Consider the following 24208-nt stretch of genomic DNA (forward strand, 5'->3'; position numbering starts at 1 on the left):
TTATAGAGTTGAATTTTTAAAAAAGTGTTTTTGATAAATGAGTATAAAATTGAAATTTTTAGAACAGTTAAAAGATGGTTTCAAAGAAAAGCCAGAGTTTTCTAGTTTGTTTTATCATATATTTAAAGTTGATGATTTCATTGTTTTATTCTTATGTCCAGACAATATGTATGAATATTCAATATATGATGATGTAGTTGATCTAGACAAGTTTGATGATAATTCGTTTCATGAAGGTCATGAAAAAATAATTGAATTGGCTTCTGTAAACTTTCCTTTTAGTCGAGTGATTTTTAATCCTATTGCTCCGGTTAATAAGCAAGGAGATCTTTTTATTAAAATAAAAATAAAGTCGATAGACAGAAATATAAAAACAAGTAATCAGCTCTCAAGCTACTTAGAAAAAGAATATTTGGAATATTATCATGATCCGAATCCATGTTCAGACTCTACGCGTGGAGAGCATACAGAGTCAATGAGAGATTTTACTGAAAGAGCAAATCGTCAATGAGGAGAAAACCCAGAGCGTGAAGAAATGATATTGGAAAAAGAAAAATATCTTATCGATAGTTTTTACTATAGCTATCCACCAATAAAGTGTGAAAATGAAAAAATAGGTAAATATACGTTTTCTAAGTATTTGGAAGGAAGTTTAAAGTATAAAGGGGAGTTCAGTCGAGTATATAATTTAATCATTAAAGATGGATTCTGCTTCAGTATTGAGTTTTGGTATGTAACTCAATATGGCTATCCTAAGAAAAAGTTTTTGAAATGGATTGAAAGAGCTGACGAAACATTTGAAAAAGAAGTGTTAGAACGATTGGAAATTTCAAATTGTATTGATTCCTCAATGGTTTATAACATTAAAGCTTAAACATTAGCTAAATATCATATTTTTATCAGTGAATTTTATGTAAATTAATTATTGGATTAAATAGGATGGAAATTTGAAAATATTTAAATTGCTCCTAGATGGTTTCAAAGGGAAGCTTGACTTATCTGAAATGTCCATCGATATTTTTAGAGTCGACGATTACTTGATTAAATTTGAATTCCCGAAAGATATATTGGAAAAGCGTCATTACGAAGATAGCTTTCTTTTGGAAGACTTTAATATTAAATCTACTGAGTATATACACCAGAAATATGTCAATCTATTCTATGTTGGTTATCCTTTCAGGAAGATAGTAACAAATTATATTTTTCCTGTGAACACTTTAGGTAAACTGTATATTAATTTAAGAATTAAAAAATCAAATGCTACTATTGAAACTGAAAATGAATTATCAAATTTTATAGAAAGAGAATATAACGACTATTATCATGATCCTAATCCATGCAGTGATTCTATGCGTGGTTATCATACAGACTTAATGAATGATGCCAGAATAATTGCAGATCAGCGTTGGGGAGTTAATCCTGACGATGAAGATAAAATAAAGAAAAAAGAAAAATATCTTATACATAGTTTCTTTTTGGGGTATCCACCTATTAAATGTAAAGAGGTAAATATAGGTAATCATCGATGTGTTAAATATGAAGAAGGAAACGTTTATTATAAATATGATCTAAAGCGAGTATATAACATAATAATTAGTGGTGGATTTTATCTTAGTGTAGAGTTTTGGTATAAATTAGACTCTAGTTATACAAATAAAAAATTGTTAAATTGGGTGAGTAATGCCGATGAAAAATTCGAAAAAGAAATGTTAGAACGATTGGAATTGTCTAATTATATTGACTCTTGTTTAAATTCTGCTGAGGAAAAGTTGCGAGGGAATGATGTAAAGTAAAAGGCGAGGATGGTAAGAAAATATGCGAAAATAGGAAAGCACTGATGTACATTTCTTCATTTTTTAATCTTAAGTTTCGGGCAGGAGCTAAGCTTGCTCAAACGCAACAAAGACTCTATCGGTTTGGTAGTTTAATTTGTGACTTGACTGTTCCTGAAGGGTTTAACGAAACTAGTCTAAGTAGTAATTTGCCAGAAGTGGATTTTGAATACTATCTTAAGAATTCAAAAACTAAATATCATAACGATATTATTGAAATATCACGTTTAGATTGGTTTTACCATACGTTAATTCCATACCCTATTAATTATAGTTACTATGGTAAATTGACCATTAAAATTCAATTGATCCCTTTTCTTTTTAAACATAAAAAAGAAATAGACATGGATTGTATAAAAAGAGATATTGAACAAAGATATGAAACATTCTATAACGCAGAGGAATATGATCCTGAAACAGGAAGAGGGTATAATAAATTTAAAATTAAGTCAATTAATGAACATTTCAACGAAAATTACATTATTGGTGATTTTAGACTTAAGGAAAGCCTTATAAATAAACGAATTCAAGAAGTTTTAATAAAAAATCCTGAATTTGTTTTTAGGGATAATTATATAATGTATGAAGAGGTTCGTTCAGAATCAAATCTAAAGAATCAATATTTCTATATCCTAAATGAATATGGATATATTAATTTGGAAGTCCACCATGATGGATGGAATGATAAATATATGGGTGTCTGCTTCGAAAATTCGAAACAGGCAGAAGAGATTATAGTGTCTTCATTACATGTTTCTAAATATATTGAAGAAGGCTCTTCTGAGCACTTGCTGAAGTAGGCTAGGTTTCATTAGAGCATGATTTTTTATCTACCTATTAGCAGTTAGTGTTGAACCACTAACCCCAATTCAACAAGGTCCAATTCGGTCTATCAGCGTGCACTTTTAAGCGAGGGCATGGATTCACAAGGTAGACGTAATTTGCGTATTCACACAGTGGCAAGTCGTTGATTGAATCAGTATAGAAGTGGATTTCCGAATAGGACTTTGCCTGCGTCGCCAACCACTGTTTTAATCGGGTAACTTTGTCTTCTCGGTAACTTGGGATTCCATCGATTTCTGCGGTATAGCGGTTATCAGCCACCACCAAGTCAATTCCAAGAGAAGTCGGAATATCCAGATGTCGTCCAACAGCTGTCACTAAAAAAGTGACACTTGCTGAGATGATGACCATATCAATACCATCACCAGACAGTTGTTCAATGAGCGTTTTGGCTTGAGGGTACTGTTTAGCCAGAATATGCTTTTCTACGCACTCTTCAACCAAGGCGTTGACTTCTTTAATCGGCATGTTTTCTATTGGCTTCATGGAAAACGCTAGGTAATCTTCCATCTCCATTTTCCCTTCTGCGTACAAGCCCATTAGGCGAAGATCTTCCTCAATAAAGTTAGGCTCAGTTGCGATGCCTTTCTCCACCAAAAACTCATTCCAAATCATTGCACAATCAGCGTTGATTAAGGTCTCATCCATATCAAATACATACAAAGGTTTGGACATAGTTCGGTTCTCACTAGTTGGGTTGAGGACGATGTAACTTCTCGCTCAGTACAGAGCGAGGCTTATGAGTTTGTGAGGTATGCTAACGACAAACTGTGACGGTTTCGTTGCACTTTCTCCGGACTATCACAAAACTTAGTTTCAATGATTAGGGATGAAGCATTTCTGAGTTGGCGTTAGAGAGCTACAATAGAACTTTCGAATCTAATCTTATTCTTGTGTACTGAATACAGTCACGCTTTTGAGCGATAATTGAGTCACTCGCAAAGCAAACGTTAAGAAAAATACAAAAAGAACCCCCGATATGAACCAATATGTAAATGATCCATCCAATTATCAGTTACTAATTAAAAACTTGCTGTTTTCCCCAGTTGCTTTCAACCCAGAGCAAGAAATCGTCTACGCTAACCACCGCCGTCATAGCTACAAAACGTTTCATGATCGTGTAAGACAGTTTGCCAACGCGCTTACCAAAATGGGCGTGAAAAAAGGCGATACGGTTGCTGTGATGGATTACGACTCCCACCGTTACCTTGAGTGTTACTTTGCTATCCCAATGATTGGTGCCAAGCTGCACATGATTAACGTTCGTTTGTCTCCAGAACAGATCCTTTACACCATTGATCATGCCGAAGATGACATCATTCTTATTCATGAAGAGTTTCTACCAATCTTAGACCAGATCAAAGGACGCATTGATACGGTCACTCGCTACGTTGTGTTACGTGATGATGAAGAGTGTGAGTATGAACGCCTTCTTGAACAGGAAAGCACGGAATACAATTTCCCTGATTTCGATGAAAACACGGTGGCGACAACTTTCTACACCACGGGTACTACAGGATTTCCAAAAGGCGTTTTCTTCACGCATCGTCAACTTGTTCTTCATACTATGGGTATATTAAGCACAATCGGTACCAACGCTTCACAAGGTCGATTGCATCAAGGTGACATCTACATGCCGATTACGCCGATGTTTCATGTCCATGCTTGGGGGCTTCCATATATGGCAACCATGCTTGGTGTTAAGCAAGTCTACCCGGGTAAGTATGTTCCAGATGTTTTGCTTAACCTGATTGAGCAAGAGAAGGTGACGTTCTCACACTGTGTGCCGACTATTTTGCATCTACTTCTGAGCTCTCCAAAGTCGAAGGCGATGGACTTTTCTGGGTGGAAAGTCGTCATTGGTGGTGCTGCGCTACCAAAAGCATTATGTAAATCAGCTCTAGAACGTGATATCGACGTATTTGCTGGTTACGGCATGAGTGAGACTGGACCTATTCTTTCTATCGTCCAATTGACGCCTGAGCAATTAGAGTTAGATGTCGACCAACAAGCGGAATATCGCTCGAAGACAGGTAAGAAAGTTGCGCTTGTAGAAGCGTATATTGTGGATGAGGATATGAACAAACTGCCTCATGATGGCGAAACCGCTGGTGAAATTGTTGTTCGTGCACCTTGGTTAACGCCTAACTACTACAAAGACAACAAAAACTCTAAAGCACTATGGCGTGGCGGTTACCTGCACACAGGTGATGTGGCGCATATTGATGACGAAGGCTTTATCAAGATCACTGACCGCGTAAAAGATATGATTAAGATATCTGGTGAGTGGGTAAGTTCTTTAGAGCTTGAAGACATTCTCCACCAGCATCAGAGTGTTTCCGAAGTTGCGGTGATTGGTATGCCGCACAACAAGTGGGGTGAAGTGCCGTTAGCTTTGGTGACTTTGAAAGAAGACGCTCAAGTCACAGAAAAGGAACTGTTAGGTTTTGCGAAAGACTTCATCAATAAAGGGATTCTTGCTAGAGAAGCATTACTACTTAAAGTGAAGATAGTGGACGAGATTGCTAAGACCAGCGTTGGTAAAGTGGATAAGAAAGAACTGCGTAAACTTCATCTGTAAGTAGTGAAACTTTTTGAATCCAAACCATAATATTCGGCCCCGACACAGGTTATGCATCGGGGCCGATTTTCATTTAGTTAAGGCTGCGTACTCAGTAACGTACTAAATCAAACCTTGCTCTTTCGCCATGTGGTTCGCGATACTTGGTGCTTTCCAAATGCTTGGCAGCAGAATAAAAGACACGGGTACTGCCGTAATGACGATGAAAGACTGCAGTGCAGAGATACCACCTGAGCCCATAGAAATAAGTGCGATTGCCACCACACCCATCATCAATCCCCAAAATGAACGAATAATGGCATTTGGCTCGGTAGAACCCGTCATCACGACACTAATGGTGTAAGTCATTGAATCACCAGTCGTTACGATAAAAGTCGTAGTCAGGATCAAAAACAATACTGAAATCACCATTGGGAATGGCAATTCAGAGGTAATGGCAAGTAGAACTGCGGGAAGGTTAAAGCCTTCGAATGCTGATGAAATCAAACCTGGGTTTTCTAGCTCGAAGGCTAAGCCGCTGCCGCCAACAATGCTGAACCAGAAGCAGGTGATCAAAGGCGCAGCGATGCTGATAGAGAGGATCAACTGACGAATGGTTCTGCCTCGTGAAATACGAGCAATGAAAATCGCCATCATTGGTCCGTAACCAATAAACCAACCCCAGAAGAAAACCGTCCACCAACTTAACCATTCTGTGTCACCGCGATAAAGCGCCATTGGGAAGAAGTTGTCAACCATGCGGCCAATGCCTTGTACGTAACCATCCACAATAAAGCTAGTTGGTCCGAAGAACAGAATGTAACCAATCAATGCTACAGACAACACAATGTTGTAACGGCTAACAAGTTGAATGCCCTTGCTCACGCCGCTTAGCGCTGACAAAGTGTACATGAGAATCGCAGCGACAATCACCAGGCTTTGAGTAATGAAGGTATCTGGCAAACCAAACAGAGAGTTCAATGCGTAGCTGATTTGTAGACCTAAAAAGCCGATTGGACCAATAGTACCAGCGGCTACAGCAATGATGCTGCACGCGTCTGCGACATCACCAATTCGACCGTGAATCGCTTTGTCGCCAAACACAGGGTACAACAAAGTGCGTGGTTTAAGTGGTAAACCTTTGTCGTAGTGAAGGTGCATTAACACCACAGAAGAAAGACAACCTAAGATAGCCCAAGCAAGGAAGCCCCAATGCATGAAAGACTGAGAAAGCGCATTGATTGCAGAGGCTTTTGGTGAGGCTTCACCATATAAAGGTGGTGCAGAAACAAAGTGAGCAATAGGCTCAGCTGCAGCCCAGAATACACCGCCACCAGCAAGTAGGGTGCAAAGTACGATTGATAGCCATTTAAAGGTATCGATATCTGGTCTCGCTAAACCACCTAAGCGTACGTAACCCGTACGACCTAGCGCAATAGCCAAACCAATAAGGAAATTCAGAAGGAGTAATACTTGCCAGAAGGCACCGAAGTATTGAGTTGCAAGGCCAAAGCCTGCATTAACCATTGCGGTCAGAGAGTCTGTATTCGTTAGAGCTAGCAAAACAAACACAGTGAGGAAGCTACCACTTAACCAGAAAACAGGGTTAGTGAGTTCAAGACGCTTGAGAAGGGAAGGAGGATGAATCGCAGAATAGTCTGCCTCCTGAATAGGAGCATGAGAGGCGGCGTTCGTCATATTTGACATAATTACTTCGCTTTTTAGGGCTCGGAAGCCGTGCATTTCCCTCACACGAATAGCTCGAAAAGTGTGAGGATGATCAAAAAGCCGCTGATACTAGCACGTTGAGCACACCAATATAACCGTAGAGCCAGATTAATTATGGAAATCTGAAGCAAATTACTGATTTTGGGGTAGAGATTTTTGCGTGAAGTGCGCCGCATTTCATACGTAAATGACATTTCCCTTATTCTTGCAAGGACATCTCAGGATTACATTGAGCCAACCTGTTCTAATAAAAATTAAAGGTCTTATCCTATGGCTCATGTTGAACTCAATGGAATGTGGCAGTTAACTTCACCACAGCACCCAGATATCGATATTCCAATGACTTTGCCTGGAGACAACGTTTCTGCGTTGTTACAAGCAGAGCTCATCCCTAATCCTTATTTTGCGGATAACGAAGCGAAAGTTCGTTGGATTGAAACGTGTGATTGGCATATTTCACGTCAGTTTGATGTGGATGACGCAGTGCTCTTTGCCAAACAAGTTTGGATGACACTTACTCGCGTTGATACTTTAGCGACGTTTTACATTAATGGTGAGCAAGTACTAACTTGCAGCAACATGTTTGCCCAACAATGTCTTGATATTAAACCTTACTTAAAACAAGGCACTAACACGATTCGAGTTGAGTTTGCTCGCGTAGACTTAGAAGGCGCAGAGCGAGCAAAGAAACTGCCGTTTCCTATTCCTTCTGCAATGGGCAACAACCAAATTCCACACATGAATTTGCTCCGCAAAACCCAATGTCATTCGGGATGGGATTGGGGTATTTGTTTAATGGTCTCGGGTATCTATGACCCGATTCAAATCGATGTTGTCGAGGACGTGTGGTTAAAAAGCTTCTCCACAAACCAGCAATGGCAGACAGATGGAAGTGTATTGGTTGACGTTCTTATAGAGGTAGAGACTGGCAATCAATGTCATGAAATCATTGTTAATTTTAATGGTGAACGACAAGTGCTCCAAACCGAAGGAAGTGGTCACTATCACTGTGAATTCCTTGTAAGCGAACCTAAGCTTTGGTGGCCGGCAGGTTATGGTGAAGCGCACCTCTATTCCATTTCAGTCACTTCTGGTGAACAAACTCTAGTCCGTAAGATTGGTTTACGAGAGTTGAGCTTAAATAATCAAGCTGATGAACATGGATCGGCGATGGAATTCATCATTAATGGCACTCCGATTAATGCTAAGGGGGCGAACTGGATTCCGATCGATGCCATGCCGGGGCGTGAGTGCGAAACCCGCTACCGAACGCTTTTACAAAGTGCCGTTGATGCCAACATGAACATGATTCGTGTCTGGGGGGGTGGGCAGTATGAGAGTGAAACCTTCTATGACTTGTGTGATGAACTGGGGCTGTTAGTTTGGCAAGACATGATGTTTGCTTGTTCGCTTTACCCTTCTAGCGATGACTTCTTAAAAGAAGTTGAACAAGAACTGCGTTTCCAAATTCCACGCTTAAAAGAACACCCATCTATTGCGTTATGGTGTGGCGACAATGAAGTTATTGGAGCTATTGGCTGGTATGACGAATCCAAGCATAACAAAGTGAAATATACGGTGAACTATGACCGTCTCAACCGCATGATAGAGCAGGTGATCGGACAGTTAGACGAATCTCGTCGTTTTTGGCCTAGCTCTCCTTGTAATGGTGAACTGGACTTCGGAGATGCTTGGCATGATGACAGTAAAGGTGACATGCATTTTTGGGATGTGTGGCATTCAGGAAAATCATTTAATGCCTACCTAAACATTAATCCTCGCTTTTGCTCAGAATTTGGTTTCCAATCTTGGCCTTCGTTTGCGGAAGCAAAACAGTTTGTACCGGAACAAGACTGGAACGTTACGTCACCTACCTTTGAGCAGCACCAAAAGAACCCACGTGGTAACAGCATCATTACTGAGATGTTCACCCGATATTTCCGTTTTCCTAGCGGCTTTGAGCAAATGTTGTACCTTAGCCAAGTGCAGCAAGCGATGGCTATCAAAACTGCGTGTGACCATTGGCGAGCCATCGCACCGATATGTCGTGGCATGTTGTATTGGCAACTTAATGACAACTGGCCTGTGAGTTCATGGTCTAGCATCGAATACAGTGGTCGTTGGAAGCAGTTGCATTACCATGCGAAACGCTTCTTTGCACCTCAGTATTTCGTGTTCTCGGAGCACACAGGCAACTTGAGTCTGCATCTGCTCAACGATGCCAAAATACCAGTTAGTGCGGATATTCAACTTCATTGGGTTAATTGGCAAGGCGAAATTGAGAAAACTTGGCAGATAGAGAAAACGGTGACGAATGATAGCAATACTGTCATTTGGTCTTTAGATGAGCAGGTTGACTTAGTTGGTTTGGGCGACCTGAAATCAGGGTTCTTGTATGTGGAAGCGCAGGTGGGTGATGAACGGATCAACAATACCTGGTTTAGTACTCATGAACTTAAGACGCTGCCTATGGTTAAAGCAAATATTGAAGTAACGATTGAAGCAAACCAAGTGACCCTACGGGCAAATAAGGCGGCGTTTTTTGTTCATTTGGAGTGTGATACGGCTGGGCGCTTTGAAGATTCAAGCATCACTTTATTGGCAAACCAGCCCGTTACGTTAACATTCTTGGGTGACGATTGGGCGGCAATGGCAGAGTCTCTGCGTGTTTACCACTTAATGCAATAACGGAAAGCACTTTTGAAAGGGGGCTTCCGTGCTCCCTTTTGATTTCTCAGCCTGAGAACGGCTTGATTTAGAACAGGTTTCGTTTTGCCCAAGTGATCGCCTGCATTCGATTCTTCACTTCAAGTTTGCGAAAGATACTGTAGAGGTGCGACTTCACAGTGTGCTCACTTACAAACAACGAGTCGGCGATATCGAGGTTAGAACCTCCTTGGCAAAGCGCTGTAAGTACTTGCATTTCGCGTCGAGTTAGCTCAATTTCGAGTTTCGTGTCGAGCTCAGAAACCGAGTGATTTAAGTTTACAAGATAGCTCACTAAACGATTGAGTATGTCGCGTGAGAGCCAGTTTTCACCATTCACAACACCTTTTAATCCTCGAATCACTTTGTCAAAATCTTCATCGAAGTAAAACAGACCTTTTAAGTTCGACCAAGAGAGCAGACTCTCGATGCCCAAATTAGGTTCGGCATTAACCAAAACGGTCGCATCAACGTGATCGAGCTCGTTGAGCACGACTTTAACCCCAGAGAGATCTGGCAGTGAACTGTCGACAATAGCAACATAGTGTTCATCGCGATAAACAGGAAGATCAGTACTTGATCCTTTCGCCAAGAGGACTGGTTGACCAAGCTGTTGCTCGATTGTCGTCTGTAAGCCTCTTCCTTGAATGTTGTTGCAAGTGAATAATAAGATGGTGTTGGTGGTTGGATTGTTATTCATCATTAGTGGGCCTCCTGTCGAGACTGCATAAATTCATTTCCTACTTGATGGAAGCGATACAAAACAAGATCTAAGAATCCATCGAAGCAGTGTTTAACCATTGGGTTTTCAAATATTTGAGTGGCGGGTGCTTTGAAGTACGTGACTCGCCGATGGTGATAGAAATCCCGTATAAAAATGTCGAATAAAAGTTGCTTTACCACGGGTTCATGAACCGGAAAGTGGACAACCGCATTCCCCATGACTTGGATGATATCGGTGACTAAAAACTTCAGGATAGAGCGCCCCAAATGCCATAAGCTTAGAATCCTAAATTCAGACCTCAGCTCTTGATAAATAAGGTGTCCGACTAACATGCCTTTACAGTAATACAGGCGTACCTTACTTGAAGATTCATCAAATTGATTGAGCGTATCTGCCATACCGCCTGGGGTGATTAACTGCTTGTGGACTGCATCAATTTGTTGATACTCCGACGCGCTTATTTGATTGAGTGAGCAACTCTTTACATCGGTGACTTGATACTCATAAACAATGTCTTTAAAGCTTAAATAAATGTTTTTACTTTGCGAGGCTTTAACGCGCTTATACTCGCTTGAGGTATATTGATATTGCTCACCAATATAATGAGAGAAGGCGAGCCTTTTTAATAAACTCGGTGTGACTTTTCCGCTTTCCCATTGACTTAATGTAGGTTGATTTAAGCTTTCAAAAGCACTGTAACTCCGTGCTAACTCGTCTGCCAACTGACCTTGAGTTAAACCTCTCTCCTTTCGAATTGTTGCAACAGCATGCGAAAATTCTAACTTGCTAACCATATATCTACGTCCTGAACTCATTATATTTTTGATTGCTTGAAACGACTCGGTATGAGTCGCAAATCTATGTTCTTGATCTTTTAGTGAGATACATCATTTGGTCTGCGTGCTGGATTAAGGAATCGCTGCTATTGCCCTCATAAGGGAAACGTGCAATACCAACACTCAAACCGATGTGAACGTTTTGAAAATGGATAAAAATAGGTGCGCTACACGCTTGGTGCAGCGAAGACTGAAATTGTTCTAAGTCCTTTGTACTTTCTAGCTCAGGGAGGCAAACAATAAACTCATCACCACCTATCCTTGTTGCGAACTGACCACCACTGAGTAGGTTTAAAATACGCTGGGCGGTGATTTGTAGTACTTTGTCTCCGGCGTCATGACCGAATTCGTCATTCACCGATTTAAAGCCATCTAAGTCGATATATAACAGAGTAAACGGTTGAGCTCGTTGTATCTGTTGTTCGATCAACTGATTGCCTTTGAATCGGGAATAACACCCTGTTAGCTCGTCAATCTCGAGCAGTCTTTCTAGTTTTTCAACTTGTTCATATTGCGTTTGCCAGGCGCTAAACCAATAGCACTCGATGGAGCGCAAGCCTTGGTAAATAAAGAGATTGAACAAGTAAAGAAACGTGCTCCGAATGGAGAACTCACTTAAACCCTGTAGTTTAAACAGGTAATTACCTGCGGTTATCAAATCAATGTTAAAGCAGATTGCCATTGATAAGACATATGTGAGTGCCGACCAAAATACGCCAAACTCAATCAGGGTTAAAAGGAGATTCACGGTGACTAACGAAGAGAAGAGAAAGTGCCCGCCTAAGAAGTAATACAGGTAAAAAGTGAGGGTGTAGCCGAGGATCAGAGCGATGACAACAGACTGATGCTTTTGCTCGAGTGCAAATGATTTGCCCACCCAAAGGTAGGCAAAACAGACCATCGCGGAAAATATATAAGGAAGGTATACAACATAATCAACCCCTCTGATTGCACAAGCGACTAAGGTGATAAGAATCCCAAGACTTGTGGAGCGCATATAGTAGCGCGTAAAAATTTTGGTGAACTGCGTTCTGTCCATAGTTATGTCTCAAAGGAACAGCAAATAATGGGCAGTCAGAGAGAGGATTCTGTATGGGTTGAGTGTGGATGGAGGACGAGAGAAACATAGAACCAGCCCCGCATAAATAAGGAAATGCGAGGCGCATATGCTTTTTCGGGCGTTTTTCTCGTCTGCAAGCGACACTGCATTTCATATAGTTGCTCGATACCTACTGCCGTTTTTATAAACTATTCTATGAGGCGGGGTTGCATAAAACTATACGGTTTTCGGGAAAATGCTCCGATCTCAATATGTCCGCGTAAAAAGTGCGTTAACCGGTAAATTATTGAGGAAAAACTAGTACTTAAGTACTATGCGGGGTGATTAAAATGAGTCTTAAGTTTGAGATGTCTACTTGAGTTTTTGGTGGATACGGTAACCTATTGCATAACCAAGATAGAATAAGGCTGCAAGGGTAATAAACGCAGAAATGTAGGCAAACAGGTGATTCAGCCCTAAGCCGAATGACAGGGTAAAAGCAATGCCATTCACGGCTTCCATTGGGATCTTGTACCAAGAGGCGTGTACGGTCGAACCAAAAAGAATAAGGGTTCCGATTAAAAAGAGGGTGCCAATTGATAGGCCAACCCATCTGCTGCTGTTCATGTTCATCTCAAGAGTTACAGAGTTCGTAACAAAATATTTCAAGGTCAACATTATACAACTTAGTGAGGGGGGAAGTGGTAGCAATATTTGCTTGAATAAAGCAAGAGAACACCGAAGTGTCCTCTTTTTAACCAGATGGCGTTTTAATTATCCAATCCAATTGATGAAGTATGGAATGATCAGTGCGTTGGCTAAGTCGATAAAAAACGCACAGACTAAAGGCACGATGATAAACGCTTGGTGAGAGTTACCGTACTTCTGTGCGACTGCCGACATATTTGCCATCGCCGTTGGAGTGGAACCAAGAGAAATTCCACCAAAACCAGAACAAACCACCGCCGCATCGTAGTTTTTTCCCATCAAAGGGAAAACGACAAAAATCGCGATACAAATAGCGACAAGAAACTGTGCGCCAAGAATGATGAAAATCGGTCCTGCCAAATCCACCAAAGCCCATAGTTGCATACTCATCAGAGACATCGCCAAAAATGCTCCTAACGCCATATCTGCGATCAATGCAACCGCAGGTTTTCTAGCCGGCCAGCGCGTTCCTGTTAGGCGCGGGTAAGAAGCAGGAATCAGGTTAGAAATCAGAATACCAGCAAACAGACAAGTTACGAACAATGGCAGCTCTAACCCTAAACTGCTGACGCCTTCATTCAAGATTGCACCTAAGATAATACATACATGAATCGCTAACATCGCGTCTAAAAAGTCATAGGCATTGATCGAGGGTTGAGGCTCATCTTGCGCGGTACCGACATCCATCTCTTCAACTTTCGCGGGTTTGAGGTTGTGTTTGTTGATCAGGTACTTAGCAATAGGTCCTCCCATTAAGCTTGCTAAGATCAAACCGAATGTCGCGCTAGCGATACCGATTTCCATGGCGGTATTTAGGTCAAAAATTTCTGCAATTCTTGGTGACCAAGCGATAGCAGTGCCATGCCCACCAATTAATGAGACTGTGCCACTTAGCAAGCCAACCGCTTCTGGTTGACCGAGCATGGTGGCGATTCCGATACCAGTAAGGTTTTGAATCAACATATAGCCGATGGTGACCGAAAGCAGAATTAATAAAGGCTTTCCCCCTTTAAACAGATCTTGCAAGCTTGCGTTAATGCCGATGGTGGTAAAGAAATACACTAAGAGTAGGTCACGAGTCGCGAGATCGAATTGGACATCAATTTGGGTAACGTAATGAATCACCGCAAACAGTACGGACACCAAAATACCGCCAGAAACCGGTTCTGGAATACTGAACTCTTTGAGGAAAGTACTCGCTTGCGTTAATCGCCTACCTAAGAATAAAACGATGATTCCAAGAGTCACCGCGAGAAAGGATTCGACTTGTAATACACCGTCGACAAAGTTCATAACCACTCCTGTTCTAATAAAACATGATGAGAGAATTAATCGGTACGTTTACCTCTAAACATACTGACATGTTTGAATGACATCCAGTTGCATACTAATGAATTTGAACCAAGTCAGATTACTCTGAGCATGGTATTCCCATGACAGATAGAAAAGAGGAGTGATACAAGGTTGCGTTAACCTATGCATGACTCCTCGTCGAATCAGCTCAAAAAGCCCCCTAATTAAATAGCCAGTAGCTTTCTGGGTTATCAGGGCATTGGTATGGACCACACTCGGCAAATGTACCGATGGCATTAAGTGCGACAACGGAGATAGCCAACAGGCAAGCAATTCGACCAAGGTTGCTCATTTGGTAAGGTTCCGGTGACTCTTCTTTACTGGTGAGCATAAGGATGACCGCCACCGCAAATATAGTCGCGACGAACAAGACAAACGCCCAAGTGTAATAATGCATACCTAAGATAGGGCTACCATAACCAGGCGTTCCCGGAATGACATGCAGTGAGACTTGTCTTAGCGATGTGGCTACTCCATAAAGTGCGCCAATTAGAACCACGCCATAATGTCGAGCGTGCGGACCGTAAACCACATTCAGTAGAAAGCCGAACATGATCATGACAAAGCCAATGCGTTGTAACAGACACAATGGGCAAGGCAGTTCATTGAGTACAAATTGCAGAACAAAACCAATTAACAACACGGCGGTCATGCCGAGTAATCCGAGGGTATTGAGTAAAGCCAAATAGTTGCGATTCATATCAACGCCCCCTACAACAAAATAGCTAGAGGATCGGTTGCATGGTGGTTGAACCAATACAGCCCAATGATCACGGAGGAAGCAAAGAAGGCATAACCCATCGCTTTCTTGCCTAAAAATGCACTGAGCATCGCGATTAACAATAGTACAAAAATTAGTGTCATCATGAGGGAGTTCCTTCCTTACTCTCTGATTTCAATCCTTTTAACTATAGGAAATGGGTATCAATGCGCGACTTTATATAAAAAAGAGGAGAGGGCAGATTCGAGGTCCCAGATGAATCTGATCCTCTCCCCAAAACCGTTTTTACAAAAACGCGTTACTTACCGTCTTGTTTTGGTGGTTGTTCCAACGCCCAGTCACCGCCTAATGATTTATAGAGTGCGACGGTAACTTGTGCCGTTTGCAATTTGGCAGCAAGCTGACGGTCTTGCATCATGCGTTTTTGTCGCTGTGCATCAAGGACGGATAAGTGATCGATTAAACCTGCGCGATAGAGTGATTTCGCTTTGCTGACCGCGTTGTCCGTTGCCTCCAGCGCTTCTTCAATTCGGCGTTGGTTCTCTTGGCTTCTTCCGTAAGCAAATAGGGTCGAGTCTACTTCTGTAAATGCGGAATCAACGGCGTGTTGGTAAGCCAAGGTGGCGGATTCAAAACGAGCTTGGTTGATTTTCTCTAACGCTTCACCACGACCTCCGTCAAATACATTCCAACTGATACCTGCTGAGCCTACCCAGCCAAATGAATCACTACTGAATAAGTCATCAAAGCTAGACGCAGAAACACCTGGCGCCCCTGTTAAGAAGAACTTCGGATATTGATTGGCCACACTGGCTGCGAGTTCTTCATTGATGGCAGCCATTTCACGTTCCGCAATGCGGATATCTGGTCGACGCTGCAACAAGTCAGAAGGCAGCCCAATCGGCACCACGTTTTGCATGGTAGGTACTGTTTGTGTCTGAGCGAGTCGTATCTCGACTTTCGATAAAGGCTCACCAAGTAGTACCGCAATGCGATGCTTGTGCGCTTGTTGTGCGATTTCCAATTGAGGGATGATGGATTCCATTGCTGCCAATGTTGCTTTAGCTTGGGCTAAATCGAGCTCGGAACCGTAACCACTGCGAACCACCTTTTCGACCAAATCCATGGTTTTTTGTTGGTCCTCTAGGTTGGATGTTGCCAACGCGAGACGTTCTGTTGCACCTTGATATTGTAAGTAGTTGTGGATCAAATCAGCGGTGAGCAATGTGGTGAGCCCACTCTGATAGATTTCAGCTTGTTCTACACGAATCTTTGCCGCATTAGATTGACGCTCAAGACGCCCAAATAAGTCCACTTCCCATGCGATGCTTGCACCAGCAAAAACGCCATCATGTTGATTATCTAATAGTGTCGTGTTGCCAATCTGTGGCGGTAAACCTGCTGCTGAATCACCAATCGGATTGAGTGCAGGACCCAGCAGAGAATCATTTTTGCTCAGTTGGTAGTTGAAGTAACCCGCGCCAATATTGACGGTTGGTACTTTGAATGACTCTACAACGGTTTTGTAGTTCTCAGCCATCTTGATGCGCTCTGCTGCCACTCGTAACGGGATGTTTTGGCTTTGCATATCAAGGACTAAATCGTTCAGCGTCGGATCATTAAATTCCGTCCACCAAAAGGCTTCTTTTTCGCTAACCTGGCTGACGTTGCTTTGCTCAGCATGAAGATAGGTTTCAGCCATACTTGTGGTTGGCGCTTGGTAGTCGGGACCAACAGCGCAACCGGATAAACTCATTGCCAATACAAGTGGCGCAAGAACGAACTTTTTCATGATTACGCCTCCTTCAGTTTGGCGTCAGTGTGGGTTGCTTGTGGCTTTTCTTTGTATGCCAAGCGATACAGTGCCGGCATGATGAACAATGACAATACTGTCGCTGCGGCCAAGCCACCGATAATGGTTGCTGCCATTTGGTCGAACAATAGGTCTGACAGCAGCGGAATCATTCCAAGGGCTGTTGTTAATGCCCCCATAGAAATCGCCATCGTTCGGTTGACGGTAGCCTCCTTAATGGCATCGACTAATGCGCGTCCATTTGCTCGCTCTAGTTCGATTTGATCCATCAATACAATGCCATTTTTAATGATCATCCCAGTCAGCGTTACCGCACCAATCAATGCCATAAAACCGAATGGTTTATCAAAGCCAAGCAAAGCAAAGGTTGCGCCCGTTGCGGCCAATGGCAAAGTCGCAAAAATGATGATTGGTTGTTTAAAGCCGTTAAACATCGCGACCAAAATGATCACCATAATTAACATCGCTTTCGGTAATTGCTTGAAGATATCCGTAACAGCTTTGTGCTCGTCGTAGAACTCTCCACCCCATTCCAAGCTGTAGCCCGCAGGAAGGTGAATGGCTTCAATCTGATCTTTCACTGCATTTCTTACTGTCGCTGGTGTCGAGTGACGTGCGACACCCGCTTGCGCAGTGATGGTTTTTACTCGGTTACGACGCCAAATCATGCTCTCTTCTGGTACTAACTCAAAGCCATCAACCACCTGACCAAGAGGTACGCTGTGCATGCCCAGTAGTGAACGTACAGGTAATGTTTCCAGTGACGCCATGTTTTGAGAAGTGCCACGCAGTTGAATTGGAATGAGCTCATCATTGAGATTCATCTGTCCCAAAGGCATGCCGTCAGAAGCGCGTTTCAAAGCAAAGGCGATGTCCGCACGGTTGATACCAGCTTGACGCATTTTGTCTTGATTGATGATGGGTTTGAGAACCTTGCTCTCTTGGCGCCAGTCATCACGAACGTATTTTGCATCAGGATGAGTAGCAAAAATGGCTTTTGCTTGATCCGCTAGCTGATGCAGTACTACTTCATCTGGACCAGAGAAGCGAGCTTCGACTGCGTATTTGTCCGAGGTTGCGAGCTTCAGCGCTCTAAAGCGGGGCTCTGCGTCCGGGAATGTGTTCTGCAGCCATTTATCACCACGCTCAACAAGTTGGCTGATACCTGCGTAATCCTTGGTATTAATTAAAATCTGACCATATGCGGGATCAAATGGTTCGGGTTCTACAGTCACAGAGAATCGAGGTGCACTTGCGCCCATGTGGCTAGAAATACTTTCTACTTCAGGTTGCTTGAGCAGCCACTGTTCGACTTTGCGCATGTCTGCTGAGGTTTGTTCAATCTTGGCGCCATTTGGTAGCCAGTAATCTAGGAACACGATAGGGCGATCCGATTGTGGGATGAAGTTTACCGCTACATAGGGCACGGCAAATGCAGTCACTAAAATCAGCGGAATCAATGCCGTCAGTGCTTTCATCGGATTGTCGACTGTCCAAAACACTAATTGCTTGTATCGACTTGGTTTGGCATCTTCATCCACGGGTGTTGGTTTGATGAACATCCAACACATCAATACGGTGAAGGTCATGGCAACCAGCCAAGACAGCAGTAGCGATGAAGCAACAATGTAGAATACTGAACCAGCAAACTCAGCCGAGTCAGTTTTCGAAAATAACACTGGGCTTGCACCCATGATGGCGATGATGGTGGCACCAAGTAGTGGTACCGCCGTTTCCTTGACTGAATCAATAGCAGCACGAGTGCGCTCAATGCCTTTGCTCAGCTTCACGATCATCATGTCAGTGATCACGATGGCATTATCTACCAACATGCCTAGCGCAAGGATGAAGGTACCTAGCGAGACACGATGCAAATCAATTCCCGCGATGTTCATGTAAATCAACGTGAGCAAGATTGTTAGCAACAAGCTTGAGCCAACAATCGTTGCGCTTTTAAAACCCATGAAGACCAGCAGCACCACGAATACGATACCGACACTTTCCAGTAGGTTGCCCACGAAGTCATCAATGGCTTTTTGTACTTCCTCTGGCTGATAAGCGACGGTAGAAATATCGACGCCGAGCGGCAATGTTTGCTCGTAGTTATGGATAATGTCACGAATGGTATCGCCCAATGACACAACGTTAATGCCTTCAACAGGACTCACCGCCAAAGTCACGGCAGGTTGACCATTAAATCGACTTTCTGTCAGCGCGGGAGTTTGGTATCCCATACTCACTTCGGCGATGTCACCTAAGCGAATTAGACCTGTGCCTAGTTCACTTACGCCACCTTTGATTACCAAGTTGCGAATATCGTCTAGTGATTGAAACTCGCTGGTTTGCGTGATGCGAATACGCTCGGTTCCTGCATCGAATTTCCCCGCTTCAAAGGTCATGTTTTGTGTGCTGAGCTGGTTCCACACTTGCGCAACAGATAAGCCGTATTGTGCTAAACGTTCATCAGGCATATCGATGTGCACGACACGCGGCTGTACGCCGTGAAGTTCGATCTTTTTGATGCCTTTTACTGCCTTAATTTGGCGCTGAAGCTCTTCTGCATAACGACGTAATTCTTCTGGTGCTGCGTCTTCACTGTGGATAGAGAAAAGCATGCCGTACACTTCAGAAAACTCATCTTGAACTATGCTGATTTGTGCCGTAGAAGGCAGTTGTAGCTTCACGTCGTTCACTTTACGTCGCAGTAAGTCCCATTGCTGAGGCAACGCTTTTGAATTGAGACTCTCTTTCAAATCGACAAATACCATCGACATTCCAGGACGAGACAATGAACGTAATCGGTTCAGTTCTGCCATTTCCTGCAGCTTAGTCTCAATAGTATCGGTCACTTGCTGTTCGACTTCTTGAGCCGATGCTCCCGGATACAAGGTCACCACGACAGCGGTTTTAACGGTAAAGCTTGGGTCTTCTAATTTCCCTAGGTCGAAGTAGGAGTAAATACCCGCCACCACACTTAAGGCGATGAAGAACAACACGAAAGTACGCTGTCTTATCGCGAATTCGGCTAAATTGATCATGGTTTGAACCTATAGCGTTTTGATGGTTAGGTTTGACGTGTTATCGCCTGGTTTGAGATAGTGAGTTCCGCTGATAACGACATAGTCACCTTGTTGGAAATCGCCGGAAACACAAGCTTGATGAGAATCAATGGATTGCAAGTTAACGGGTTCACTGTGTACGACAGCATCTCGCACCACGTTGACGTGTAGGGTCTTTTTTTCGCCCAAAATGGCAGAGTATGGGAAGCAGTGGCTTGATTGATTCGGCTGGAACGAAGTCGTTACCGTAACCGCTTTACCATTGAACAAGTTTTTAGAAATAGAATCGATCGCTAGCGTGACAGGATAAGTTTGCTTGATTAAATGCTTCTTCGGAGCAATCTCGGCGACTTTTGCACTGTAGGTTTGCTCAGCACCGTACCAAGAAAGTGCTGCAGATTGACCAAGGTTAAACTGTCGAACCATATTTTCTGGCACATCGATATCCACTTCCCATTGCCCATCTTGCTGAATCGTAGCCACGCTCACGCCAGGCAGGGTTTGTTCGAAAGCATCAATACGGACTTCACCAATGTTGCCAGAAAATGGTGCGCGTAATGTGGTGTAAGTCAGTGCGTCTTCCGCTCGCTGGATGTTTTTTTCTACCACTTTGACAGCGGATAGACTGCGTTCATAACCGCTGATGGCACGGTCTAAATTAACGCTAGCAATGGCATTATCGTCAGTTGCTTGCTTAACGCGCTTAAGCTCCGCTTTCGCCAGTTTATGTGCGGACTTTGCCTCCAGCATACGAGCTTGTAGCTCTTCTAGTGAGACTTGATAATCGTGTGGGTCAAGCGTAGCAATGACTTGCCCTTTCTCGACATGATCGCCTTTCTTCACCAAAACGCTTTCTACCGTGCCTGGTACACGAAAAGAAAGAGAAGCACTTTCTTTGGCGTGAACAATGCCGCTAAATGATTTGCTTGAGGCGGAGTTGCTGTCCTTTACTTCGACGACTTGTATTGGTCGAGGAGATTCAGGTTCGGCGAATGTGGTTTGGTTTTGGTTACAACCAAGCAGCGCGAGTGTCGCTGCACTTAACGCTGTGGTTTTGAATAGACGGTTCATAAGATGGCTCCCTAATTTTGGTGCCATCATACAATCGAACGCTGTTCAGATAATTACTCGACTCTGAGACTCACTGTCTCAAAAAATGAGACAATAATGTATCTAAACCAATTTGGGGATTTCTTTAATTAGATGCTCAATAAGTAATCGACTCGCTTGGCTTAGGGTTTTAGGTTGGGGGGAGAGTAGCCAGCCAGACTCTTCTGTTACCGAATACTGTGACAATAATTGGACCAAAGTGCCCGATTCTAATTCACGTTTTACGAGTAGTTTGGGCATAAAAGTAATGCCGCGATCTAAGATGGTGGCGTTTTTAATAAAACCGATGTTATTCGAGATAAGCTTGGGACTGAGTTGTACGCTTTGTTCTTGAAAATGCCAGACATTATCAATGTCGCCATTTGGCCAACGGAAGCACACGCATTGATGCGTTTTTAATTGCTCTAGCGTTTCCGGCGTTCCATGGGTTTGTAGGTAGCTCGGGGAGGCGACCAAGCATCGGTCGAGCGTCAGCAGTTTGCGTGCCACAATATCTGAGTCGAATAGTGCACCACCGTGAAAGGCAATATCCAAGCCTTGTTGGAACATATCATGAAAGCCGTTGTTGATATTACGAATATCTAACTCAACATGAGGGTATTGATCGTGAAAGTCGAACAGAATAGGGCGCACTAGTTCATCGGTTTCAGGTAATAAACCGAGCTTGATTCGACCGCGGACCTCATTGGTATCGTTACTGACTTGCTCATTTGCAGAGTCGAGCATAGTGAGTGCTTTTTGCAGATTCTCGTAATACGCCTCGCCGTTGTTGGTGAGCGATAAACTGCGTGTTGTTCGATGAAATAGCTGTGCACCAAGAGATTGTTCTAACTCTCCAATTCGCCGGCTTACATTCGCACGTGGTAGGTCCAGCGCATTGGCTGCGGCGGTAAAGCTACCTAAATCCACCACCTTAATGAACAGTTTGAGATCGTCAATTTTCACTCTGGCGCTCCATGCTTATTGAACACTGTATTAAACCGTGACACTCTAAAGCATCACGAGGTTATGCACAAAACATAACGCGACTTTTGATAACCGTCACTTGTCATCAAATAGAAATAGGGAATTAATGTGCTGAGAGTTATCCAACGCCGTCGAATCAAAAAGGTCATTAAATTACTGTCTGCAAGGCTAATAAAGGGCTATGGCAGTCGTGACTACTTTTCTATTGGTCAAGTTCAGAGCAGTACAACTGAGTTAAGTAAGCGCCAACAACACATTGCTTTAGCGCTTTATGCTAACCCTGAAGAGGTTAACTCAGAAGAAGCTACTGAAATTCAGTCTCTGCGCACTGATGTCGCCAATGATTTTTTCGAAGGTGGTGACTACAACGCGCAAGATGTGTTGAATTTATTGGGCTCTGGCGGCTGGAAGGGAGGACGTATGGATGATGATATGTCCCACCGATTTGGAATGAATAGCCGATACTAAATCTCGTAATCTAATACGATGATGTCTTCAAGCAGAGGTCTAAATACTTCTTTCAAGGCGTCGTGCTCAGGGTGAGGCAGATAATTCTGACGACCTGCTTCATCAGAAAATGTCATCATCACGGCGTGCGTGTAGTCTTTGTTATTTCCTTCTGGGCTGTTGTTTAAGCCCCACTCAACGTCGGTTACGCCTTCTACTTTCGTTGGCATGGTTTCGAATAGCTCTCGTAATTGCTGAATTTTTTCGCTGGTGGCAGAAGCTTTAAATTTGATGAGTAGAATGTGTCTGATCATGGCTTTGGTCATGTTGTTGTTTTTGAAGAACAACACTATAGCGGGCATCTGCGCTCAAGTTAGCTCTTAGCTTCACAAAATAGGAAAACTAAAACGCGAGCACTTTGGCTCGTGCTTTAGTTATATTTGGAGGGAGTTAGATGTGAGCGATTAACCTTCGAGACGCTTCACCAAGCAGAAGTGCTTTTTACCGCGTTGAAGCAACCAGTACTGGTCGAATAGTGGGAAGTTCAAGCTTGGTTTTTCTGTATCGATTTTTTCGCCGTTCACACTGATGGCGTTGTTGCCAATTAGCTCACGAGCAACGCGTTTTGAGCTAGCTAAACCGGATTCAACCAGAAGCTCAACCAAGTCTTGCTCAGCACTTTGCATGCTCGGTAAGCCATCGAGTTCCAACTGTTTTAGCTCGCTCAAGCTCAATTGCTGCACATCACCGCTAAATAGCGCTTGAGTGATTCGTTCTGCACTTGCTAATCCTTTTTCGCCATGAACAAAGCTTGTCATTTGTTCCGCTAAGATACGCTGTGCTTGCGGTTTGCCTTTACTCTCTTTGTCTTGTGTTTCAATTGCTGCAATCTCATCGCAACTCAAGAAGGTGTAGTAGCGTAGGAAGTGGTAAACATCGGCATCTTCCGCGGATAACCAGAATTGGTAGAAGGCGTAAGGCGAGGTTTTACTTGGATCCAGCCACACTGCACCTCCTTCGGTTTTACCAAATTTAGTGCCATCGGATTTGGTGATCAAAGGTAAGGTTAAGCCAAATACTTGTTCACCATTTTGACGGCGAGTAAGGTCAATGCCGCTAACAATGTTGCCCCACTGGTCGTTACCACCGATTTGTAAGCGACAGCCGTACTGACGGTTTAATTCTGCAAAGTCGTAAGATTGCAGCAGTGCGTAACTGAACTCGGTGAATGAAATCCCTTGGTCTGGGCGTTGTAAGCGTTGCTTAACCGACTCTCGGCTGATCATGGTATTCACGGAGAAGTGTTTACCCACATCGCGGAAGAAGTCGATCACGTTAATTTGCTTCACCCAATCTGCGTTGTTTACCATGATCATTGGCTTGCTGACTTGGTTATTCATCAATTGTTGAATTTGGTTCGACAGATCTTTTACCCAGCCTGTTACGGTTTCTTCTGAGTTTAAGCTGCGCTCTATAGCTTTAAAACTTGGATCGCCGATCATACCCGTTGCCCCACCAATCAGGGCGATGGCTTGGTGTCCTGCATCTTGAAAGCGTTTGAGCATAATAAGTGGAACAAGGTGACCGATGTGCAAGCTACCTGCGGTTGGATCGAAGCCGCAGTACAAGGTTTGTGGCTCAGAAAGCAGTTGTTGAACTTGGTCTAAATCACTCGCTTGGGCAATCAAGCCGCGAGTTTGTAAATCTTCAATCAGTGTCATCGTCTTATCTTTATCTGGTTCGGTTGTATTCAGATTAAAAGG

Annotated in this window: 22 protein-coding genes; 7 read left to right on the forward strand and 15 right to left on the reverse strand. The window is 43.2% G+C overall.

Annotation, left to right across the window (positions count from 1 at the left end; translation table 11 throughout):
• The first annotated feature begins 49 nt into the window (after positions 1-49).
• The 4 genes from ABMY42_RS01215 to ABMY42_RS01230 all read left to right on the forward strand — a co-directional run bounded on the left by ABMY42_RS01215 (position 50) and on the right by ABMY42_RS01230 (position 2632).
• Positions 50-511, forward strand: a complete 462-nt coding sequence (locus tag ABMY42_RS01215; protein WP_349265869.1) for a hypothetical protein — start codon at positions 50-52, stop codon at positions 509-511.
• Between the two features lie 30 nt (positions 512-541).
• Positions 542-874: a hypothetical protein gene (locus ABMY42_RS01220; RefSeq protein ID WP_349265870.1), complete on the forward strand. Its 333-nt coding sequence runs from the start codon at positions 542-544 to the stop codon at positions 872-874.
• Positions 875-947: 73 nt separating this feature from the next.
• Positions 948-1793: an Mg-dependent DNase gene (locus tag ABMY42_RS01225; protein WP_349265871.1), complete on the forward strand. Its 846-nt coding sequence runs from the start codon at positions 948-950 to the stop codon at positions 1791-1793.
• A 44-nt stretch (positions 1794-1837) separates the two neighbouring features.
• Positions 1838-2632: a hypothetical protein gene (locus tag ABMY42_RS01230; RefSeq protein ID WP_349265872.1), complete on the forward strand. Its 795-nt coding sequence runs from the start codon at positions 1838-1840 to the stop codon at positions 2630-2632.
• A 58-nt stretch (positions 2633-2690) separates the two neighbouring features.
• On the opposite strand, the gene ABMY42_RS01235 is transcribed toward ABMY42_RS01230, so the two are convergent.
• Positions 2691-3350 (reverse strand): HAD family hydrolase, encoded by a 660-nt coding sequence (locus ABMY42_RS01235; protein ID WP_349265873.1) that lies wholly within the window; start codon positions 3348-3350, stop codon positions 2691-2693.
• Positions 3351-3654: 304 nt separating this feature from the next.
• Here ABMY42_RS01235 and ABMY42_RS01240 point away from each other — a divergent pair, with 304 nt between their 5' ends.
• Positions 3655-5256 (forward strand): long-chain fatty acid--CoA ligase, encoded by a 1602-nt coding sequence (locus tag ABMY42_RS01240; RefSeq protein ID WP_017819392.1) that lies wholly within the window; start codon positions 3655-3657, stop codon positions 5254-5256.
• A gap of 102 nt (positions 5257-5358) precedes the next feature.
• Here ABMY42_RS01240 and ABMY42_RS01245 read toward each other — a convergent pair whose 3' ends face one another.
• Positions 5359-6942, reverse strand: a complete 1584-nt coding sequence (locus ABMY42_RS01245; RefSeq protein ID WP_349265874.1) for a BCCT family transporter — start codon at positions 6940-6942, stop codon at positions 5359-5361.
• Positions 6943-7233: 291 nt separating this feature from the next.
• Between ABMY42_RS01245 and ABMY42_RS01250 the strand changes: the two genes are divergently transcribed.
• Positions 7234-9651, forward strand: coding sequence for a glycoside hydrolase family 2 protein (locus ABMY42_RS01250; RefSeq protein ID WP_258456177.1), 2418 nt, complete (start codon positions 7234-7236; stop codon positions 9649-9651).
• Positions 9652-9718: 67 nt separating this feature from the next.
• On the opposite strand, the gene ABMY42_RS01255 is transcribed toward ABMY42_RS01250, so the two are convergent.
• From ABMY42_RS01255 to ABMY42_RS01305, 11 genes are all read right to left on the reverse strand, one after another.
• Entirely contained in the window at positions 9719-10372 is a 654-nt protein-coding gene (locus tag ABMY42_RS01255) for a LuxR C-terminal-related transcriptional regulator (RefSeq protein ID WP_009700994.1), read from the reverse strand.
• The gene (locus ABMY42_RS01260) at positions 10372-11187 is read right to left on the reverse strand and encodes a helix-turn-helix transcriptional regulator (protein WP_005451271.1); all 816 of its coding nucleotides are present in this window, start codon (positions 11185-11187) and stop codon (positions 10372-10374) included. The genes ABMY42_RS01255 and ABMY42_RS01260 overlap by 1 nt, the downstream gene beginning before the upstream one ends.
• A gap of 64 nt (positions 11188-11251) precedes the next feature.
• Positions 11252-12268, reverse strand: coding sequence for a GGDEF domain-containing protein (locus tag ABMY42_RS01265; protein ID WP_009697206.1), 1017 nt, complete (start codon positions 12266-12268; stop codon positions 11252-11254).
• 372 nt (positions 12269-12640) lie between these two features.
• Complete coding sequence (locus tag ABMY42_RS01270) at positions 12641-12895, reverse strand: hypothetical protein (protein ID WP_026000163.1); 255 nt, start codon at positions 12893-12895, stop codon at positions 12641-12643.
• Between the two features lie 147 nt (positions 12896-13042).
• Positions 13043-14269, reverse strand: a complete 1227-nt coding sequence (gltS, locus tag ABMY42_RS01275) for a sodium/glutamate symporter (protein WP_005451274.1) — start codon at positions 14267-14269, stop codon at positions 13043-13045.
• Positions 14270-14489: 220 nt separating this feature from the next.
• A complete protein-coding gene (locus ABMY42_RS01280) occupies positions 14490-15029 on the reverse strand; it encodes a disulfide bond formation protein B (RefSeq protein ID WP_009697204.1) in 540 nt (179 codons plus the stop codon).
• 11 nt (positions 15030-15040) lie between these two features.
• On the reverse strand, positions 15041-15196 hold the full coding sequence (locus tag ABMY42_RS01285) for a DUF5993 family protein (RefSeq protein ID WP_005451278.1): 156 nt from the start codon (positions 15194-15196) through the stop codon (positions 15041-15043).
• 152 nt (positions 15197-15348) lie between these two features.
• Positions 15349-16842, reverse strand: a complete 1494-nt coding sequence (locus tag ABMY42_RS01290; RefSeq protein WP_050921907.1) for an efflux transporter outer membrane subunit — start codon at positions 16840-16842, stop codon at positions 15349-15351.
• A gap of 2 nt (positions 16843-16844) precedes the next feature.
• The gene (locus ABMY42_RS01295; RefSeq protein ID WP_349265875.1) at positions 16845-19901 is read right to left on the reverse strand and encodes an efflux RND transporter permease subunit; all 3057 of its coding nucleotides are present in this window, start codon (positions 19899-19901) and stop codon (positions 16845-16847) included.
• 9 nt (positions 19902-19910) lie between these two features.
• Positions 19911-20993, reverse strand: coding sequence for an efflux RND transporter periplasmic adaptor subunit (locus ABMY42_RS01300; protein WP_349265876.1), 1083 nt, complete (start codon positions 20991-20993; stop codon positions 19911-19913).
• Positions 20994-21095: 102 nt separating this feature from the next.
• Entirely contained in the window at positions 21096-21977 is an 882-nt protein-coding gene (locus ABMY42_RS01305) for a LysR substrate-binding domain-containing protein (protein ID WP_349265877.1), read from the reverse strand.
• Between the two features lie 129 nt (positions 21978-22106).
• On the opposite strand from ABMY42_RS01305, the gene ABMY42_RS01310 reads away from it, so the two are divergent.
• Positions 22107-22466 carry a DUF6559 family protein gene (locus ABMY42_RS01310; protein ID WP_272760346.1) on the forward strand — a complete coding sequence of 120 codons (360 nt, stop codon included), beginning with the start codon at positions 22107-22109 and terminating at the stop codon, positions 22464-22466.
• On the opposite strand, the gene ABMY42_RS01315 is transcribed toward ABMY42_RS01310, so the two are convergent.
• Together ABMY42_RS01315 and tyrS are read right to left on the reverse strand one after the other, a co-directional pair.
• Positions 22463-22771: a Dabb family protein gene (locus tag ABMY42_RS01315; protein WP_272760536.1), complete on the reverse strand. Its 309-nt coding sequence runs from the start codon at positions 22769-22771 to the stop codon at positions 22463-22465. The two genes, ABMY42_RS01310 and ABMY42_RS01315, sit on opposite strands and share 4 nt — an antisense overlap.
• A 138-nt stretch (positions 22772-22909) precedes the next feature.
• Positions 22910-24166: a tyrosine--tRNA ligase gene (gene tyrS / locus ABMY42_RS01320; RefSeq protein ID WP_272760347.1), complete on the reverse strand. Its 1257-nt coding sequence runs from the start codon at positions 24164-24166 to the stop codon at positions 22910-22912.
• Positions 24167-24208: the final 42 nt, after the last annotated feature.

The organism is Vibrio sp. SSH13-20 (genome assembly GCF_040104475.1).
GTDB classification, from domain to species: domain Bacteria; phylum Pseudomonadota; class Gammaproteobacteria; order Enterobacterales; family Vibrionaceae; genus Vibrio; species Vibrio harveyi.